Raw genomic sequence first — 19,674 nt, 5'->3', positions numbered from 1 at the left:
AACGACGCGACCGCCGTTTGCCCACCCCGGCCGTAGTGCATGGGAGGGGAGAGCCGGTGAGGCTACCGTGCCCCAGGTGAGATGGTGGTGCTTTCCTGGCCTCCCTCGACTGCTCGCGAATGACAGCCGCTTCGTCCGAAGCCGCCGCGCCCCCTCGAAGGTGCTGACATGACCGCCAGGCTGGAGTCGTTCGTCCCCGCTGCCGCGCCGCAAGCCGTCGCGACGCCAGCGCCCCAGGCCCCGTCCGCCAACACGCTCGCCCAACGCGAGGCCCGTCGCGCCGCGCACGAGGCACTGCTCACCCGCTGGAAGGCCATCGTCGAGGCTGGCGGCGCCGAGGAATGGGCGCAGGCCCAGCTGGTCTCTCGCGGCCTCGCCGTGGGCGAGCTCGACTTCTCCAGCGCCTCGGAATCGGAAAAGGAGAAGACGGCCTGGAAGGAGAAGAAGAAGGCCGAGGCGGCCGAGCGTCGCGCGCTGGGGCGCCAGGCCCACGAGGCCTGGAAGGCCACCCACGTGGGACACCTGGGCGCCGGGGTCCACTGGGAGGAGGAAGGCGGCTCCGACAAGTTCGACATCGCGCACCGTGAGGAGCGTGCTCGCGCGAACGGGCTTCCCGAGCTGGGCTCCGCGGAGGCGCTGGCCAAGGCGCTGGGGCTGAGCGTCTCCAAGCTGCGCTGGTTCGCGTTCCACCGCGAGGTGGACACCGGCTCGCACTACATCAGCTGGGGCATCCCCAAGCGCGACGGCGGGACGCGGACGATTACGTCCCCCAAGCCGGAGCTGAAGGAAGCGCAGCGCTGGGTGCTGTCCAACGTGGTGGAGCGACTGCCCGTGCACGGCGCGGCGCACGGCTTCGTCGCGGGGCGCTCCATCCTCACCAACGCGCTCGCGCACCACAGCGCGGATGTCGTGGTGAAGGTGGACCTGAAGGACTTCTTCCCCTCCGTCACGTGGCGCCGGGTGAAGGGCCTGTTGCGCAAGGGCGGCCTGCCGGAGAACACGTCCACGCTGCTGGCGCTGATGTCCACGGAGGCCCCGCGCGAGGCGGTGCAGTTCCGCGGCAAGACGCACTACGTGGCCAAGGGTCCGCGCTCGCTGCCGCAGGGTGCGCCTACGTCTCCGGGCATCACCAACGCCCTGTGCCTCAAGCTCGACAAGCGCCTGTCCGCGCTGTCGAAGAAGCTGGGCTTCGTCTACACGCGCTACGCGGACGACCTGACGTTCTCGTGGACGAAGACGAAGCAGCCCAAGGCGCGGCGCGCGCAGGGTGCGCCGGTGGCCGTGCTGCTCGCGCGCGTGAAGGACGTGGTGGAGTCCGAGGGCTTCCGCGTGCACCCGGAGAAGACGCGGGTGAGCCGCAAGGGCACGCGTCAGCAGGTGACGGGCTTGGTGGTGAACAGGGTCCGTGACGGCGTGGCCTCCGCCCGCGTGCCGCGCGATGTCGTGCGCCGGCTGCGCGCGGCCATCCACAACCGACAGAAGGGCAAGCCCGGCCGCGAGGGTGAGTCCCTCGAGCAGCTCAAGGGCATGGCCGCCTTCGTCTACATGACGGACGAGACCAAGGGCCGCGCCTTCCTGAAGAGCCTGGAGCAGCTCGAGGCCCGCGAGAAGGAAGCGGCGCCCAAGGCGCCCTGAAGTGCTGGGGTCGCGGGCTCGGCGGTAGGTGATTCACCTCCGGGCCCGTCGGCTCAAGGCGCGGGATTCGCCGCGCTCCCCTCCCCGCCTGCGAGCAGCGCCGCGTCGAAGAAGGCGCGCAGCCGGCGGGGATATTCCGTCGGCTCCACGGTGGCGAAGCCGCCATGCCCCGCGCCCTGGATGCGCCACGTCCGCGCGTACTCGCGCACGTGGGCGAACAGCTCATCCGCGAGTGGCTGACCGGACTCCTCCGTCCCCATCACGATGAACAGGGGCCTGGGCCGGATGTGGTCCACCGCGTCGATGGTGCGCACCTCTTCCAGCTGGATGCCGCGCCGCCAGAACGGCACCAGCGCGCCCGTCTGGGTGATGGCACCGAAGCGCCGGAAGTCATACGCGGCCGCGAGCCACAGCGTGTTGAACGGGGACAGCAGCACCACCGCGCGCACGTCCGTGTCCTTCGCGGCCACCTCCGCCACCGCGGCGGAGCCAATCGAGAACCCCAGTGCGCCCACCTTCCCCGGGTCCACGTCGGGCCGGGCCCGCACGAACTCCAGCGCGGCCCGCACATCCCGCCGCTCCAAATCCCCCCACGTGGACGTCTCGCCCTGACTTGCGCCATGCGCGCGCAGGTCGAACAGGAGCACGCCGTAGCCCGCGTCCCGCAGGATGCGCGCCTCCGGCAGCACGTCCGCGCGTGTCTGTGAAAGGCCGTGCGTCATCACCACCGCGGCGCGGTTCCTCGAGGGCACGTACCACCCGCGCAATTCCAGCCCGTCCGAGGTGAACAGGCGCACGTCCTGCGCATCCGCGAAGTCGGCGGGGCGCTCCGGCGCCACCCGGGGATAGTGGAAGTACGCCTCCGAGTGCCGCAGCGCCCGACCGAAGAGCGCCAGGGTCGCGAGCACCCCCAACGCCACCACCGCCGCCACGACTCGCCGCCACTTCATGCAACACCTTCCCCGGGCATCCCCCGGCTGCTCGCCCGAGCCCCACGCGAGTCACTCGCGACACAGGCGGGCGTCCAATGGTCAAGCTCGCGCGCCGCAGCTTACACTGCGCCGAATCAACTCGCGGTGAGTCACGCCGCGCATCCCCTTTGCACTCGCCGGGTCGCTGTGAGCACGTCCAAGAAGACTTTCGATGCGGTGGTGGTGGGCTCCGGCGCGTGTGGTGGCTGGGCGGCCAAGCAGCTCACCGAGGCGGGGCTGAACGTCCTGGTGCTGGAGGCGGGGCGCAGCAACCAGGCGGACAAGCTGCTGTGGGTGATGCACCGGGTCCGCCAGAAGCTCTTCCGCTACCAGGCGGAGACGGACAGCGCGCGCAAGCAGCGCCAGTCGGTGCAGTCCACCACCTTCGCGTGGCCCTTCCATCCGCACGCCTTCGTGGATGACGTCGACAACCCGTACACCACGCCGAAGGACGCGCCCTTCACGTGGATTCGCGCGCGGCAGGTGGGCGGACGCACCTCGGTGAAGGCGCACGGCCGGCAGTTCTACCGGCTGTCGGACTTCAACTTCAAAGCCGGCGGGCGCGACGGCCAGGGCCCGGACTGGCCGCTGACGCTGGCGGACCTGGCGCCGCACTACGAGACGGTGGAGCGGTGGATGGGCCTCCACGGCAACACGGACGGGCTGGACACCCTGCCCGACTCCATCTTCGCCGCGTCCATCGCGATGAACCCGGCCGAGCAGCGCCTGAAGGAGCGCGTGGAGCGCCGCTGGCCCGAGCGCCGCGTCGTCGTGCGCCGCACCGCGGGCGCCCCCGTCACCATCCCCGCCGCGCTCAAGACGGGCCGGCTCACCCTGCGCACGCACGCGGTGGTGGACCAGGTGCTGCACGACCCGAAGACGAACAAGGTCACGGGCGTGCGGTACATCGACTCGGACACCGGCAAGGCGCACGAGGCCCACGGCCGCGTGGTGATTCTGGCCGCGGGGACCATCGAGACGACGCGCCTCATGCTGCACTCGAAGAGCGCCGCGTTCCCGGAGGGCCTCGCCAACTCCTCGGGGCAGCTGGGCCGCAACCTGATGGACCACACGTACCTGCTCGGCATCGAGGCGAAGATGAACCTGCCCGCCTCCGAGCAGCGCGCCGAGCAGAGCTGGGCGTACATCCCCCAGTTCCGCAACGTCACCTCCCCCGCGGACGGCTTCTCACGCGGCTATGGCGTGCAGGTGTTCACCTTCGGGGACTCGTGCCACTTCGTGCCCTTCGGGGAGATGGTGCCGCGCGAGCACAACCGCGTGACGCTGAGCCCCACCGTGAAGGACCGCTGGGGGATTCCCGCGGCGCACATCGAGTGCCGTCACTCGGACAACGAGCTGCGCATGTGCGCGGACGCCGTGGCCGCCTGCCAGGAGATGATGAAGGAGGCGGGCTTCACGGTGGAGAAGGTGAACGACACCCTCTCCACGCCGGGCATGGCCATCCACGAAGTGGGCACCGCGCGCATGGGGACCAGCCCGAGCACCTCGGTCCTCAACGCGTGGAACCAGAGCTGGGACGTGCCCAACCTCTTCGTGATGGACGGCTCGGCGTTCCCCTCGCAGGGACCGCAGAACCCCACGCTGACGATGATGGCCCTGGCCGTGCGAGCCAGCGCGCACCTGGTCAGCGAGCTGAAGGCCGGCAGGCTCTGACTCGACTTTCGCCATTTTAGAGCGAGGGAGAGAGCGCGGCGGTCTACTCCGCGCTCTCCAGAGATGGCGGGGCGCGAGAGGCAGCACGTAAGTTGGCGCGAAGTCGACGCGGCGAATGCCAGCGGGCCCGGGCCAGGGAGGATTGAGCCAGGCGGAGGACATCCGCGAAGCTGACCGTGGTCTTGGTGGTGTACCAGGGGCGCAGAGGCCACCTCATCTGTTGCCAGCTGGCGGTGAGCTCCAGGTACCAGAGGACGAGAAGGGTGTAGCTCAAGCCAGCGAAGGGAGCGGTGCGAAGCACGGCCAGGCGACGGCGGGCCCGCGAGTCGGCGAAGCCAAGCAGTTGCTTCAAGTCCCGGAAGAGCACTTCGATGCTCCACCTGAAGGCATACCGTTCCACCACTTCGAGGGCAGACAGGGAGGGGGCGGTGCAGAAGAAGACTCGCAGGGGGCGGCTTCCACTTGTCATCCGCACGACGACCACCTTGAGCATCCGCTCGCCGGCAGCACTCCTCCACCGGGCCACTACCTCCTTGTAGTCCACCTGCTGCGAGCGGCCGTAGAGCTGGGCTGTCAGCCGCATCCAGGGGAGTGCTGAATCTCTGGCAAGGGCCTCGGGCTTGGGCACCGGCACGTCACGCGTCAGCCAGCGGCCCGTTTTCCGCGAGCGGCAGCGGTGCACGCGCGGGCGCGTCAGCACTGCATCTGGACGCATGGCTCCGACGAAGACGAGCCGCTGCGGCAACCCCTTGAGCAGGGTGCTGCATGAGTACGCTTCGTCCGCGGCCAGTTCCAAAGGGCCCGTTGGCAGCCAGCTGAGGACACGCTCAACCAACTCTCGGCCCAACTGCGTTTTCTTCCGGTGCCGGATGTCCCTCCTCTGGCACTCGGCTTGGGTGCGGTAGAGCCGGAAGAGAACGGGCAGTGCCCAGGGGCGCGCAGCAAAGGGCACGTGCACCAGCACCGCGAGCGTCACCCAGACGTGGCCGAAGCAGAAGACGCGCATGGCCCGGGTGGAGCGAACCGCATCCAGGTGACTGCCCAGGCCGAAAACCTTCGGCCCCTTGTGACTGCAAAGGGTGTCATCGAGTACCAACCGCACGGGTCCCAATGCCGCCAGCTTCAACAGGAGCAGTCGGCCTACCTCGTCCGTACTCCACCGCGTCCGGGAGAAGAAGCGATGGAAGGCCGCATGGTGCTGCACGCCCGACACTCCTGCGGCCACCAGCGCCTCGGTAACGGCGTGCGTGCCTCCACTGCACACCCAGCCGGCGAACAGCACCAGGAAGCGGAGGAACGAGGGCTCGGTGAACGCCGGCCGAACCAGCTGCAGGACTCGAAGCAGTGCATACAAATGGGAAGCGGCCATCGCAGACCTCGAAGGTGCTGGAAGAGGCGTGTCTTGCCGGACACCTCTCTCAGCTGGTCTCGATGGCCGCTCTTTACCAACCCTCAGCCCTCTCTCCTCTCGGCCCCCTGCTTGGGCATCCCACCCCAAAAGGGCGAAAGTCGAGTCTGACGCGCACGAAGGACACGGCCACGCGCTCCAAGGTGGCCGTGTCTCCTCGCGCGGTGACGGACCTCAGTCCTTGGGGCCCTGGCCCTCGGGCTTCTTCGGCTTCTCGCGCAGGCTGAGCCGCGAGCTCCACATCGCCGGTGTCATCACCACGATGAGAAGCGTCAGCAGCACCGTTCCAATCATCAGCTCCCAAATCATGTCCATGGCTTCGCTCTTCTGGATTCTTCAGACCGACTGACTGCCATGCCGGAGAGAGCGAACGACTCGCGCACCCGGCTCCTCAGGGACACTCCGAGGGCGGCACGCCTTCCGTGGACACCACGGACGCGCGCAACCCGGGCACGAGGCGGCCATCGCGTGACTCCCCAGGGAGGACACGACGTCACCGCGCGCCGGAGCGCTCAGATGAGGAGCGTGCGGACGCGGAGGAAGACAGGGGGTCCCTGGGCGGGAGGCACCTGCCACCAGGAGAGTGAGCGCTGGGGCACCCACTCCGGCGGACGAGGAGACACCCAGGCGACCGGGAGCAGCACGGGGGGCGCCACGACGAAGGGCGCGCCACTGGAGCCACCCGCCTCGGTGGGCGCGGGCAAGTCCCAGTGCGGCTCCTCGCAGCAGTTCCAGCTCAGCGCCGGCCCGTCGGGCGAGGAGGAGGCCTTGTGGCCGCCTTCCTTCTCGTGCTCGTGGCAGCGGCACTTGGTGGCGCGGGTCGCGACCTGCTTCTCGCAGTAGTGCCCCAGGCCCGCGACGCCGCTGGCCAGGACCTGCCAGCCGACGAGCAACACGAGCGTGAGGATGCGGGACAGTCCGGACACGGTGCTCCGGGTATACGCCGCGCGTGGGTCCGCCGCAACGCGAGGACCCGGGGTGCGACGTTGCGCCCTCACAGGCCCCATTCGGGCAGCTCGTTTCAGTACAAGAGGCCCTTCTGCGGCTGCACGGGCTGGGGCAGCTCCGTCTCGCCCAGCATCTGCCGCAGGTTGATTTCGATGGTCCGGCTCAGGGCCGTCATCGGCGTGTCGCTGACGTCGTCCTCGAAGGGCGTCTCGATGTCGCGGCCCACCGCGTCCAGGCCGATGAAGAGGAACGCGATGATGGCGGTGACGATGGGCGTGAGCCAGCCCAGCTCCTCGACCACGCCGAGCGGCAGCAGGACAAGGTAGGCGCGCGTCATCACGAACAGGAGGATGTCGTACTGCCGGGGCAGCGGCGTGTTCTTGATGCGCTCGCAGGCGCCCAGCAGGTTCGTCATCTCGGACAGCGTGCGGTCCATCGTGACGTGGAGGAAGACGACCTTCTGCGGGTCCGACACCTGGCCGTAGATGCGCCGCAGGCGGGTGGCCATCCACAGGATGATGGCGGAGGGGACGTTCTGCTCCTCGCGCAGGGCCTCGATGACGGAGGGGCGGAAGAAGCGGACGATTTCGGGCAACGGGTCCTGGCGGCGCAGGTGACAGCGCAAGGCGTGCACGAAACCCATCTGCGCGTAGATGAGCTCGCGAGAGTCCTCGGTGATGCTCTCCACCATCTTGGTGATGACACCCCGCTGCTCCTCGGGCGGGCTGTCGAGGACGGCGATGTTCTCCAGGGAGACCTTGGCGTCGGTGGGCATGCGCGCCTGACCGAACCTGTCGCGCACGGCACCGTCGCTCGCGCGGGCGCCCGATACGGCGGTCAGGGCGGCGGGACGGTCCACGGCGCTGCGCAAGAGGGGCGAGGGCACCGCCGCCAGCTCGAGTTCGGAGAGGGGCTGCTCATCCTGCGTGCTCCCGGGCCGCGGCAGCAGCGTGAGCACCTGTCGGGCGAAGGAGCGCGACCAGTTCACCACGCCCCCCCACAGCGTGCGCGCCTCCCACCAGCGGTCGTAGGCGGAGTTGTTGCGGAAGGCGAGCAGCACGCCGAGCGCCGCCGCGAGCACCGTGACGGGAAGCGCGGGCACCGCCATCCAGGACGCGTCGTACACGCGGTAGCCCACGATGATGGCGAACGCGAAGAGGACGTGCACGGTGACGGGGAGGCCCGTGTAACGCAGGATGATGCGCCAGGACAGGCTCCGACCGACAATCATCGCGAGGGGACTCCGAGGACGAGGTTGCGCCGCGCGGAGCGTGTAGTGACGACGCCCCGTGCCGACAACGGGCGCCGTCGGCCTGCCACCCGGATGTGTCACGCAGCGGCGCGGACCCCGGCCCCGAGTGTCCTCAAGCGAGCAGAGTCCGCCGTCAGCGCCGGGAGCCGCGAGCCCCCAGCACCGCGCCGCCGAGCAGCGCCACCGCGCACACCAGGGCGACGGGACCCAGCCAGTGTCCCCAGGCGAGCGCCAGCGTGGACAGGCCGGGCGACGCGGGCACCCGCATCACCTGGGTGCCCCGCTGTGCGTCGCCGATTTCGGAGAGCACCTCCCCCGTCGCATCGATGAGCGCGGACACGCCGGAGTTCGTCACACGCACCTGCGGCCTGCGCGTCTCGATGCTGCGGAAGATGGCGTGCGTCAGGTGCATCCGGGGACCGGGCGTGCCGGTGAACCATGAATCATTGCTCAGCGTGAGCAGCAGGTCCGCGCCCTGGCGCACCTGCTCGGCGACGTAGGAGGGGAAGACGGTGTCGTAGCAGATGAGCGGCGCGACGTTCAGCACGCGTCCATCCCGCCGACGCAGGGGCAGCGTCCGGGGCCCCGGGCCCGGCGTCCAGCGCCCCGTCCACGGCAGCCACTCGCGCAAGGTGGGCGAGTCGATGGACTCGGGCACCCACTCCGTCAACGGGAAGAGCTTCGACTTGCGATACACCGCGCGCTCGGGCGCACCGCCTTCACGAGACGCGGGCGCGAGGAACATGGCGGCGTTGAACTCGTGGCCGTCCTCCACGTCGTACGAGCCGAACACGAGCGGCACGTTCCGCGCGGCGACGTAGCCGGCAATCTCCGCGTCGAGCTCCGCGCCCGCCTCGCTCTTGGGCACACCGAAGGGCGTCGGGTACACCGTCTCCGGCCACACCAGCACATCGAGCGGCGCCTCGCGCAGGAGCGCGTCCGACAGCGCGTAGTGCGTGTCGAGCACCCTGCGCACCACCTCGTACGCGCCCATCTCCGCCTTGAGCTTCTCGTAGTTCGTGATGTTCGCCTGCACCGCGCCCACGACGAGCGCCGGCGCCGCGTCCGTCGCCGCGCGCACCTGGACCAGCCGCAGGGCCCCATAGCCCGTGAGCCCCACGAGCAGCACCACCGCCGCGCCCAGGGGACGCAGCGCGCGCGCCACGCCTCGGGCGCGGAAGACCCGCACCGCGCCGAGCAGACACTCGTTGACCGCAAGGAGCGCGAGCGTGAGCCCCGCCGCGCCCGCCACATCACCGAACTGTCGCAGTCGCTCCGAGTAGACGAAGCCCTGTCCCAGCGTGTCCGAGAACAGCTTGGGCGCGAGCCACTCGACGCCCACGTACACGAGCATGCTCGTCACGGCGGGCAGCCACGCGGCGCGCTCGCCCACGGCACGGCGGGCCAGGTGACGCGCGAGCGCGGTGAGCACGAGCTGGGGCTGGAACACGGGCGCCAGCAGCAGCATGGCGCCCCAGCACAGCCACAGGGGCGCGCCCGAGTAGCCCTGGAGCGCGGCGGGGAACCACTGGAACACCGTGGCGCTGAACGTGACGCTGAGCCCCGCGCCGAGCGCCAGGGCCTCCTTCGACGAGCGCGCGCGGTCCACGGCCGCGAGCCAGAACGTCAGGGCCACCCAGCCCAGCGCGGTCCACGGCGAGACGAGCGACGAGAACGCCCACAGCGCCACGGTGGTGAGCGCGACGGCGACCAGCGCGTCGGCCAGGTGTCTTCCGGGCGAGGGCTCCAGACGGCCGAGCTTCAAGGCGCGTCCTTGGACTCGTCGGACTTCGGCAGCTCCAGCATGCGCACGGGCATGCCCGGGGGCGCCAGCTCCTCGGGCACCACGCGGTTCTCCGGAATGGGGATGGGCTGGCCATTCGCGTCCACCGGCTTGTGGTCCGGATGGAACATGAGGATGGCCTCGACGCGCTCACCCTCGTCCGTGGACTGGTAGTGGCGCACGTAGCCGGGCGGCAGCTCGAAGTCCTCCGGCACGACGAGCCCGCGCTTGAGGGGCTTGGTGCCACGCTTGTACAGCTGCAGCCCCGTGGGCTGTTCCGAGGGCATGTCGGGCTCCGGCGCGGGCGGCGGCGCTTCTTCGAGGGGCGCGGCCATGGCGACAGGCGCCTGGGGAACGGCTCGCGGCGCGGCGCGAGGCACCGGGGCGCGCGCCACCACGGGCGCGGGCTCGGCGACGGGGGCGGGGGCCTCGACGAAGGGAGGCGGGTCCTCGACCTCCACCGCCGAGGAGCTCCACCACAGGCTCACCGCGATGGTCAGCACGGTGAAGACGAGCGCGCCGCCCACCAGCCACTTCGCCACGCCACCTCCCGAGGAGGGGCGCGAGGCGGCCACGTGGGTGACACCGTCACGGTCGACACGGCGTTCAGGAGATGGTTGCTGCGGCCGCATGCTCGCCGGGAGACCTCCGCGCTGCGTATGCTACGGACAGCCTCTCGCCGAGGCAATGTGGCCACTTGCGGCCCCCCGGCGACCCCGCGCCCCTCGCACCATGAGCCTCTCCTCCGTCGACGCCCTCCCCTCCCCCACGCCCACCGCCGAGCCCGAGCGCTTCACGCTCCACGCCTGGACGACGGCGCAACGCGGCGTGGCCGTGACAGCGCGTCTGGTGATGATGACCTGCCTGCTGGTCTTCACCACCTGGCTGATGTCGGACATCCTCCAGGGCTCGCAGACGCTCACCGCGCAGCCGCTCCTCCTCGGCCTCGCCTTCGGCTGTGGGCTCCCGGTGGTGCTCGTCGCGGGGATGCGCGCCCGGGCCCGCGCCACGCTCGAGGTGGGCGCCACGGGCCTCACGCTCACGCTGCGAGACGGCGCGCGGCTGGAGGTTCCGCTCGAGGTCGTGGACGCGGTGCGCCCGTGGAGACTGCCGCTGCCGGGCCCGGGGCTCGTCGTGCGCATGAAGTCGGGACGCGCGCTGGGGCACGGCCTGGAGGTCGAGGACGCGCTGCCGCTGCTCGTCGCGCTCGGCCGCCGCGAGGGCTCGCTGGGCGAGGCCGCGTCGCATCCGCTGGTGCGCTATGGACGGGCGCGGCGGGAGCTGTGGAAGAAGCGCTGGTACCACCTGCTGCTCAAGCTGGTGGTGTTCCCGCTGGTGCCCGCGGGCATCTTCTTCCGGGCGCACCAGTACATCGCCTTCGGCGGTCCGTTCGGCGAGTACCAGATGTCGGGGCTCTCCGCGTACCTGCGCTCGTTCGGTCGCTACTACGCGCCCATCGCGCTCAGCCTCCTGCTCATCGCCGTCTTCTGGCGCGCGGTGGCGGAAGGACTGTCGCTGGCGGCGGCGAAGTGGTTTCCCTCGTGGACGCGCGGCGTGCGCCGAGGGGTCGAGTGGATCTGCCGCCTCGTGTACTACGGCGGCATCATGGCCTTCACCGCGCTGCGCTTCCTGTCGTGAGGGCCGGGCTGGAACGACGAAGGCCCCCGACGCTCGGACGAGCATCGGAGGCCCTGGGATGCAGCGATTCACCCGCGCCCAGCGGGCGCTGACCTCACGGCGTCGCGGGGTTGAAGCGCGAGCCTTCCCAGCCCATGCGCTCGTGGCCGGTCTTGTTCCACTCGGGGTTCTTGCCGTTGACCACCTGGGTGTCGGTGAACTGGGGCGCGCCCGTGCCGGAGCCCGAGCCCGAGAAGATGCTCACGCTGATGGTGGTGCCGAAGTACGTCGGGTGGGTGTTGTCCGACTGGATGTAGTCGTAGCTGGTGCTGGAGTTGACGAAGTGGGTGTTCGCGTCGCGCAGCGTGGAGCGCAGGGCGCCGGTGATGCGGGCCACGTAGGCGGCCTCGGTCTCACCCGCGATGTAGCGGATGGCGGCCGAGTCCACCTGGCCGTCGCCGTTGCTGTCGTAGTCCGCGGCCATCATCTCCGCGAAGGAGTCCGCGCACTGGAAGCCGTACTTCGCCGCCAGGTTGCACGTGCGCCAGTTGCTGCGCGCCAGCAGGGGCAGGAACTTCACCTGCTTGTTCACCGTGGCGCCCGTGGACGCGTCACGGCAGGACGTCTGCACGTTGTCCGCGTCGAAGCCGGGGTAGTAGATGTTGGAGACGATCTTCACCTTGGCCGACGTCGCGTACTGGTTGATGGCCTGCATGGCCCGCTCCGTGTACGTGGTGCAGGCCGCCAGCGCCGCCTCCAGGCCGCTGTAGTCACAGGTGCCGGACTGACCCGAGAACGCGCTGCGCGCCTGCAGGTAGTCATTGCCGCACATCTCGAACATCACGGCGCGCGTGTTGGCCGTCTGCATGTACGAGCGCTCGGAGACAATCTTGTTGTTGTAGATGTCGTCCGCCTTCGCGCCGGACTTGGTGCGGCGGATGACCTCGATGTCCGCGTTCCACGTCTTGGCCAGGTACTCACCCTGCACCACGGGCGCCGCGCGGCGCGCGACGGCCGTCAGGCCCCCGTTGTAGCCCGCATAGATGGAGTCGCCGTACGCCACGACGCGATACTTCGTCGTGGACGTGGACCGGTCGATGGTCCACGAGGTGTTCTGGTTGATGGTGCTCGCCAGGGCGCTACCACTCACCGCTGCGGTGGCCACGGCAACCGCGAAGGACAGCCCATTGCGACGGAAGAACATGCCCGCTCTCTTCTCTTCCCACGGGGGGATGTAGGGGGAACCCGAACCGTACACGCCGTCGATTCGCGAATCACCCGCAAACTGGAATAACGCGTTCAGTCAGAATTCGAGGAATGCGTGAAACTTTGTCCCACGAGGGCTTGGGGTGTCTGATTCCTGACGCGGCGCGACGTTTGACGCGGTGTTTCACGATGTTTCAATACAGCGGGAGAAGGCACAGGTGAGGTGGAAGACGGGAGCGAGGGTGTTGGGGCAGTGGTTGGCGCTGGGGGCGCTGGTGGGGGTGGTGTGCGGCGTGGCGTCGGCGGCGTTCCTGTGGCTCTTGGAGGAGGCGACGCGGCTTCGGGAGGCGAACGGGGGGCTGATGTACGCGCTGCCGTTGGCGGGGTGGGTGTTGGGGGCGGTGTATGCGCGGTGGGGCGGGCCGGTGCGAGGGGGGAACAACCTGGTGTTGGAGACGGTGCACACGGGGGATGCGCAGGTGCCGTTGCGGATGGCGCCGATGGTGTTGGTGGGGACGGTGCTGACGCACCTGTTCGGCGGGAGCGCGGGGCGGGAGGGGACGGCGGTGCAGATGGGCGGGAGCCTGGCGGACTGGGTGGCGCACCGGTTCCGGGCGGGGGCGGACTTGCGGCGGGAGCTGTTGGCCGCGGGGATTGCGGGGGGATTCGGGTCGGTGTTTGGGACGCCGGTGGCGGGGGCGGTGTTCGGGTTGGAGGTCGTGGTGGTGGGGCGGCTCGGGTACGAGGCGCTGCTGCCGGCGCTGGTGGCGTCGGTGGTGGGGGATGTGGTGACGCGGGGGCTGGGGATTCAGCACACGGTGTATCCGGTGCCTGGGGCGTTGCCGCTGACTGTGGTTGTGATTGGGAAGTGGTTGGTGTTCGCGGTGGGGGTGGCGGCGGTGGCGGTGGTGTTCGTGGAGGGGTTGCACCGGTTGAAGGCGGTGATGGAGCGGCGGGTGCCGTGGTTGCCGTTGCGGATGGCGATGGGTGGGACGGCGGTGGTGATGTTGTGGCTGTGGGTGGGGACGGATGCGTATCTGGGGTTGGGGGTGCCGGGAATCGTTCGGGCGTTCGAGGACCCGGGGCTCCCTGTCTCCGCATTCGCGTGGAAGCTGGCGTTCACGGTGGTGACGCTGGGGACGGGGTTCCTGGGCGGAGAGGTGACGCCGCTGTTCTTCATCGGGGCGAGCCTGGGGAACGTGCTCGCGCGGATGTTGGGGTTGCCGGTGGATTTGGGGGCGGCCGTGGGCATGGCGGCGCTGTTCGCCGCGGCGGCGAATACGCCCCTGGCGCTGTCCATCATGGCCGTGGAACTGGTGGGGGCAGGGGTCCTGCCCCATGTGATGATTGTGTCGACGGTGGCGTATCTGCTGACGGGCCACCGGGGGATTTACCCGGCGCAGCGGATTGGGCGGCGGAAGGACGGGGGACCGGGGTTCGGACGGTGGGTTCCGCTGCGGGAGATGGAGAGCACGGTCCCCGGGCCTGTCACTGAGCGACCCGGGGACGGTGGACCTGGAGTTCAGGGCTCCGGGTAGTGGAAGACGCGGCCACCCTCACCCACAACCCAGACGTCACCAGTGGGTGCAATGGCAAGGTCGTGAAGTCGCGCGTTCGTCTGCAGGTCCGGGCCACTTCCCCAGGTGCCGGAAGGGGTCAGTCTGCGCAGACGCCCACTCGTGCTGCTGTCCACCATGTAGCAGTGCTCATTCAGCGGGTTCTGCGCGTTCTGTTCGTCATAGCGCATCACTACGCTGGAGAAAGTCGAGGTCACCGCCCCACCCGGCGGCTCCACCCGGGTCCAGGGGGTTCCACCGCTCCAGCGCCACACCGCACCGTTCTCTCCCGCCGCACAGGCTTTGTTATCAGTGCCCATCCACACCGCTCTCGCATTCCCCTCCACATTCGAGGAGTGCACCCCTGACGTGGGCGTCGCTGCGCCCCCCGGCATCACTGCATAGGAGCGGAACCGCTGGCCACTTCCACTTCCTGTAGTTCCACCCACAGCGAGAAGGACCTGCTCCCTCAAACCATGCAACCCATAATAATTGACGGCGTTGTCCTCCAACTCAGACACGCTTCCTCCCAGGACCCACCGGAAGATTCTCCCTGAGGAGTCGGTGACATAGAGAACAGGGTCTCCAGTAGTCCCGAACCCCATCAGTCCCGTGATCATTGCGCTTAACCCTGTACCGCCTATGGCGCACGCATCCGTAGTCCCATTATGGACAGCCAGCGCTCCTGATGCGCCTCCCAGGAATACTCTGCCCTGAGAGTCAACCCAGGATGCACGCCAGTCGATGTCACCACAGTTGTTCGGACGAATCGCGAGACTTCCATCAGTGGGAGCAGGGGTGGTTGGGTCCCCAAAGCTGAAGCTCTCGAACTTCCCAGTGGCGGACTTGCGCACCGCCAGCTTCCCATTTTCCCCAGCGACCCACACAGGATAGCCACTCGAGTGCACCGACACCGTGTTCCACTGCTGGTTGTCGGATGACAGGTGATGGCTGGCAACCTGCTTCAGTGTTCCACCACACGACGTAGGCTCGTCAGCTACACCATTGCTGCAGTTGTTGTCGATGCCGTCACACAGCTCGGCCTGAATCGAGCTCCTCGCGGAATCTCGGTCGTCGCAGTCTCCATCCTGCCCCAGGGCATAGCCCGAGACCGGAGGCTGAGCCCCCTGGCAGACAACCTTGGGGTTCACGTCCGGAATCACCGTGGCGACACCGTCCCCGTCACCATCCTGGTCCTGGTAGTAGAGGTCAGGCTCAGGCGCATTGCAGGCCACGCTGGTTTCCGAAGCGCACTGGACGGTCCCGCAGCCCTGCGCACAGGAATCACCCCTCGTGGGGAAGGTCTCGTCAATCGCCACGCCACCTACGCTCGCGCAGTTATTGTCGATACCGTCGCAGAGTTCCGGCTTGTTCGGAGCGCGTCGAGCATCGACATCATCGCAGTCGAACGGCGAACCTGCAGGATACTTCATGAACTTGAAGCCCGGCGAAGTGCACTGCGACGTGAACGCGGGCCCCTGCGGGACGCCATCCCCGTCATCATCCAGGTACCACTTCTTGTCGTGGCCCTCGTCCGTCGTCCCGTCGCAGTTGTTGTCCTTCTCGTCGCAGAGTTCCGTCTTGCTGGGAGCAATGTCCGGATCATTGTCTCTGCAATCCCCGCCCACCATCGCGTACCCGCGGACACCTGCCGCCGGGACACAGTGCTGAATCGCCTCGCCACCGACCCCATCTCCGTCCGAGTCGCGGAACATCGACACCAGGGGCAAACCCTCGTCGACTCCACCCGAACAGTTGTTGTCCTTGTCGTCGCATACCTCCATCTGTGAGGGGCTCCGCATCACGTCCCCATCGTCGCAGTCCGTGCCGCCCTTCCCCTCCTGGCTTGAAATGGCGACAAACCCATCCCCATCCATGTCCGGTGTCTCGAGGGCCACCGTCGTATTCGGTCTGGTACCGGCCCCCGAGAGGTCGACGGACAGGCTCACCTTGTCCACTTCCTTGCCACTGCAGGACTGCTCATGCGCACGGATGGTGACCTGGAGCTTTTTCCCCCAGTGGGCCTGCCGGAAGGCGCTGAGCTCCAACGGGGGTGATGCGTTTGCAAGCCGCTCACTGGCAAATGGCTGCTCCGTGACGTTCGCAGGATTCGCCGCATCCTCGGTCCGCATCACGATGCAGCCGGCCCTGAAGCCCGGCGTGTACTGGACCCTGATGCGGACGCCACGCTCTGCCTCAAGCTCTTCGAGACTCGGTACGGAACAGCCACCCAGACCCAGCAAGCAAGCAACAATCAGTCCCCCCACGCGGCTCATCGTTCACCTCCATGGACCACGGATTCCTGGGTGGAGCCCATCAGCAGCCATGTCGCCACGGCGCCAACGGTCGCCGCTGCCGCCGTACCGAAGAGGACATTCGCTGTCGTCGCGCTCCCTTGGGCCCGGGAGTGATGTCGCTCCAGGTCTTCATATGCCTGTGCGGAGCGAGCATCCTCAACCTGACCGCGAGAGGACAGCCCGAACACCGCCCCTGCTCCTCCCGCCGCCACGCCAGCCCCCAGCAGGACCATACTCACGAGAGGTACTCGACGCCCTCCGACCCGAAGTCCGCGTCCTTCCTCGTCGGACGTAGAGTTCAAGGCCCACTCGGGAGAATCAGAGGCACCAGAGGTATCGCCCTCTGGCATCAAGCTTGGGCGCTTGGTCTCTTGGTCCGTAGCCACCGCGCCCCCATCCCCACGTTGAGGGACTCTCAGGCCTCCCCGCGCAAGCTCGTCGCGCACTCCCTGTCGCTGCGTCTCGAACTCGAGCGACACCTTCGGGGAGACTTTCAGGGGGAGTTGCGCATCGGGACGGGACAGCAGCGCCGAGCGGAAATCTGCCCGTGCCTCCTCCCACTTCCCCATGTCGGCGTGGATGATGCCTCTCAGCAACGAGAGGGAGACTGCCTCACCCTCGTCAAGCGGCAACCGGGCAGCAAATTGGAGCCGCTCCAGGGCTACCTCATATTCGAGGTCTTCGTAGAGGCGCTTCGCCTCAGCGAGATGGCGTTGTACTTCAGCAGATGCGCTGGCAGCGCCCAGTGGCAGGACCACGGACACACAAAGGACGACCGCCAGGCATTCCCCCCACAGGCATGACTTGGTCATGCCTGGACCTTACTCCTAGGGCTGCAAATCCTAAAATCCCAGCACTGCTCCCCGGCCATGAACAAGCCGCGCTCCGAACCCCATGGAGCGCGGCAGAGCCTACGGGCAACGACTACGGTTCCGGGTAGTGGAAGACGCGGCCACCCTCACCCACAACCCAGACGTCACCAGTGGGTGCAATGGCAAGGTCGTGAAGTCGCGCGTTCGTCTGCAGGTCCGGGCCACTTCCCCAGGTGCCGGAAGGGGTCAGTCTGCGCAGACGCCCATTCGTGCTACTGTCCACCATGTAGCAGTGCTCATTCAGCGGGTTCTGCGCGTTCTCTGCGTCATAGCGCATCACCACGCTAGAGAATGAGGAGGTCACCGGCCCACCCGGCGGCTCCACCCGGGTCCAGGGGGTTCCACCGTTCCACCGCCACACCGCCCCGTTCTCTCCCACCGCACAGGCTTTGTTATCAGTACCCATCCACACTGCTCTCGCATTCCCCTCCACATTCGAGGAGTGCACTCCTGACGTGGGCGTCGCCGCGCCGCCCGGCGTCACTGCATAGGAGCGGAACCTTTGTCCACTTCCACTTCCTGTAGTTCCACCCACCGCGAGCAGGAACTCCTCCCTCAAACCATGCAACCCGTAATAATTGACGGCGTTGTCCTCCAGCTCAGTCACAGCTCCTCCCAATATCCACCGGAAGATTCTCCCTGTGGAGTCGGTGACGTAGAGGACAGGATCTCCAGTAGTCCCGAATCCCACCAGTCCGGTGACAACTGCGCTTTGCCCTGTACCGCCTAGGGCGCACGGATCCGCGGTCCCGTTATGGACAGCCAGCGTTCCTGATGCGCCTCCCAGGAATACCCTTCCGCTCGAGTCCATCCAAGAGACTCGCCAGTCGATATCACCACAGTTGTTCGGACGAATCGCGAGGCTGCCATCGGTGGGCGCAGGGGTGGCTGGGTCCCCAAAGCTGAAGCTCTCGAACTTCGCACTGGCGGACCTGCGCACCGCCAGCTTCCCATTCTCCCCAGCAACCCACACAGGATAGCCACTCGCGTGCACCGACACCGTGTTCCACTGCTGGTTGTCGGATGACAGGTGATGGCTGGCAACCTGCTTCAGCGTGCCACCACACGATGCAGGCTCGTCTGCCACACCATTGCTGCAGTTGTTGTCGATGCCGTCACACAGCTCGGCCTGGATTGAACTCCTCGCGGAGTCCCGGTCGTCGCAGTCTCCATCCTGCCCCAGGGCATAGCCCGAGGCCGGAGGCAGTTCCCCCTGACAGACAATCTTGGGATTCACGTCCGGAATCACCGTGGCGACACCGTCTCCGTCACCATCCTGGTCCTGGTAGTAGAGGTCAGGCTCAGGCGCGTTGCAGGCCACGCTGGTTTCAGACGCACACTGGATGGTTCCGCAGCCCTGCGCACAGGAACTCCCCTTCGTGGGGAAGGTCTCGTCAATCGCCACGCCATTGTCGCTCGCGCAGTTGTTGTCGATACCGTCGCAGAGTTCCTGCTTGTTCGGAGCGCGTCGAGCGTCTGCATCATCACAGTCGAACGGAGGCCCCGAGGGATACTTCATGTACTTGGGTCCCGGCGAAGTGCACCGGACAACGTGTGCCGGTCCTTCAGGCACGCCATCACCGTCATTGTCCAGGTACCACTTCTTGTCATCGTTCTCGTCCGTGTCGCCGTTGCAGTTGTTATCCTTGTCGTCGCAAATGTCCGCTTTGCCGGGAGCGATGTCCGCGTCATCGTCTTTGCAGTCTCCACCCACGGTAGCGTACCCACGGACGCCTTCTGCGGGCACACAGTGCTGAATAGCCTCTCCGCCGACGCCATCTCCATCTCCGTCACGGAACATGGGCACCTTGGGAAGGCCCTCATCAACTCCCCCGGCGCAGTTGTTATCCTTGTCGTCGCAGATCTCTTGCTGCGAGGGGTTCCTCATTTCGTCGGTGTCGTCGCAGTCCGTTCCGCCGTTCGCTGCGGACAAGTACCCGTCGTGGTCGGGGTCCGGCGTAGTGAACGTCAGGTCCCTCGTGGCACCGAGGCCTTCACCGGGGAAGTCGAGCTCGACCGTCGCCGCATCCCCGACCTGCTTCCCCTTCAGCAAGCCCTCGGTGTCTTTGTCACACGAGAACTCGTGGGCCGAGACCGTCGCCTGGACCTTCTTGCTCCAACCCTCTCTCTGGAACACCCCTACGTTCACGAAGGCGCCCTCTCCCGCCTCATCCCGCGCACGATTAGGGGAAACGGTCTGGTCATCCAGGACGTCTTGCGTCGCGGAGTCCTTGACCACGATCCGGAAACACCCCTTGTAGAATCCAGAGGTGTAATTGACCTTGAGTTGGACCCTCGGCTGCTCCTTGTCTTTGGAGCACGCGAGGAGCAGCAACGGGAACAGGAATAGGGCTATGCGACGCATGGGGCCGCACTCTACCGCACCCCTCCGCCCCCTGGCGCTGTCCTCGTACTCCACGCCCCCTTGCCGTCAGCCTCCCGGCAAAAGTCCCAC

Annotated in this window: 14 protein-coding genes; 4 read left to right on the top strand and 10 right to left on the bottom strand. The window is 67.7% G+C overall.

The window, feature by feature from the left end; all coding sequences use genetic code 11:
• Positions 1 to 168 precede the first annotated feature (168 nt).
• Positions 169 to 1,635 (top strand): reverse transcriptase family protein, encoded by a 1,467-nt coding sequence (locus AC6JA9_RS00770; RefSeq protein WP_497958936.1) that lies wholly within the window; start codon positions 169 to 171, stop codon positions 1,633 to 1,635.
• Between the two features lie 53 nt (positions 1,636 to 1,688).
• Here the strand turns inward: AC6JA9_RS00770 and AC6JA9_RS00765 are convergent, their stop codons facing one another.
• Positions 1,689 to 2,585 (bottom strand): alpha/beta hydrolase, encoded by an 897-nt coding sequence (locus tag AC6JA9_RS00765; protein WP_223749370.1) that lies wholly within the window; start codon positions 2,583 to 2,585, stop codon positions 1,689 to 1,691.
• Positions 2,586 to 2,753: 168 nt separating this feature from the next.
• Here AC6JA9_RS00765 and AC6JA9_RS00760 point away from each other — a divergent pair, with 168 nt between their 5' ends.
• The gene (locus tag AC6JA9_RS00760) at positions 2,754 to 4,280 is read left to right on the top strand and encodes a GMC family oxidoreductase (protein WP_408888490.1); all 1,527 of its coding nucleotides are present in this window, start codon (positions 2,754 to 2,756) and stop codon (positions 4,278 to 4,280) included.
• 43 nt (positions 4,281 to 4,323) lie between these two features.
• Here the strand turns inward: AC6JA9_RS00760 and AC6JA9_RS00755 are convergent, their stop codons facing one another.
• The 6 genes from AC6JA9_RS00755 to AC6JA9_RS00730 form a co-directional block, all read right to left on the bottom strand.
• Positions 4,324 to 5,649, bottom strand: coding sequence for an IS701 family transposase (locus AC6JA9_RS00755; protein ID WP_223752272.1), 1,326 nt, complete (start codon positions 5,647 to 5,649; stop codon positions 4,324 to 4,326).
• 213 nt (positions 5,650 to 5,862) lie between these two features.
• Positions 5,863 to 6,003 carry a hypothetical protein gene (locus tag AC6JA9_RS00750; RefSeq protein WP_170300575.1) on the bottom strand — a complete coding sequence of 47 codons (141 nt, stop codon included), beginning with the start codon at positions 6,001 to 6,003 and terminating at the stop codon, positions 5,863 to 5,865.
• A gap of 197 nt (positions 6,004 to 6,200) precedes the next feature.
• Positions 6,201 to 6,614, bottom strand: a complete 414-nt coding sequence (locus AC6JA9_RS00745) for a hypothetical protein (RefSeq protein WP_143097513.1) — start codon at positions 6,612 to 6,614, stop codon at positions 6,201 to 6,203.
• Positions 6,615 to 6,709: 95 nt separating this feature from the next.
• Positions 6,710 to 7,867: a bestrophin family protein gene (locus AC6JA9_RS00740; protein WP_223749373.1), complete on the bottom strand. Its 1,158-nt coding sequence runs from the start codon at positions 7,865 to 7,867 to the stop codon at positions 6,710 to 6,712.
• A gap of 154 nt (positions 7,868 to 8,021) precedes the next feature.
• The gene (gene lnt / locus AC6JA9_RS00735; RefSeq protein WP_497958935.1) at positions 8,022 to 9,653 is read right to left on the bottom strand and encodes an apolipoprotein N-acyltransferase; all 1,632 of its coding nucleotides are present in this window, start codon (positions 9,651 to 9,653) and stop codon (positions 8,022 to 8,024) included.
• Positions 9,650 to 10,213: a hypothetical protein gene (locus AC6JA9_RS00730; protein ID WP_408888492.1), complete on the bottom strand. Its 564-nt coding sequence runs from the start codon at positions 10,211 to 10,213 to the stop codon at positions 9,650 to 9,652. Before AC6JA9_RS00730 ends, lnt begins: the two co-directional genes overlap by 4 nt.
• Positions 10,214 to 10,403: 190 nt before the next feature.
• Between AC6JA9_RS00730 and AC6JA9_RS00725 the strand changes: the two genes are divergently transcribed.
• Positions 10,404 to 11,309 (top strand): hypothetical protein, encoded by a 906-nt coding sequence (locus AC6JA9_RS00725; protein ID WP_483579290.1) that lies wholly within the window; start codon positions 10,404 to 10,406, stop codon positions 11,307 to 11,309.
• Between the two features lie 94 nt (positions 11,310 to 11,403).
• Here the strand turns inward: AC6JA9_RS00725 and AC6JA9_RS00720 are convergent, their stop codons facing one another.
• Positions 11,404 to 12,492 (bottom strand): SGNH/GDSL hydrolase family protein, encoded by a 1,089-nt coding sequence (locus AC6JA9_RS00720; protein ID WP_223749377.1) that lies wholly within the window; start codon positions 12,490 to 12,492, stop codon positions 11,404 to 11,406.
• Positions 12,493 to 12,712: 220 nt separating this feature from the next.
• Between AC6JA9_RS00720 and AC6JA9_RS00715 the strand changes: the two genes are divergently transcribed.
• A complete protein-coding gene (locus tag AC6JA9_RS00715) occupies positions 12,713 to 14,032 on the top strand; it encodes a chloride channel protein (RefSeq protein WP_497958934.1) in 1,320 nt (439 codons plus the stop codon).
• On the opposite strand, the gene AC6JA9_RS00710 is transcribed toward AC6JA9_RS00715, so the two are convergent.
• On the bottom strand, positions 14,017 to 16,326 hold the full coding sequence (locus tag AC6JA9_RS00710) for a putative metal-binding motif-containing protein (protein ID WP_408888495.1): 2,310 nt from the start codon (positions 16,324 to 16,326) through the stop codon (positions 14,017 to 14,019). The two genes, AC6JA9_RS00715 and AC6JA9_RS00710, sit on opposite strands and share 16 nt — an antisense overlap.
• 945 nt (positions 16,327 to 17,271) lie before the next feature.
• A complete protein-coding gene (locus tag AC6JA9_RS00705; protein WP_408888496.1) occupies positions 17,272 to 19,584 on the bottom strand; it encodes a putative metal-binding motif-containing protein in 2,313 nt (770 codons plus the stop codon).
• Positions 19,585 to 19,674: the final 90 nt, after the last annotated feature.

Source organism: Myxococcus sp. MH1 (assembly GCF_059738865.1).
The sequence above is the reverse complement of the archived record's forward strand: the minus strand, read 5'-3'. Positions and strand labels throughout refer to the sequence as shown.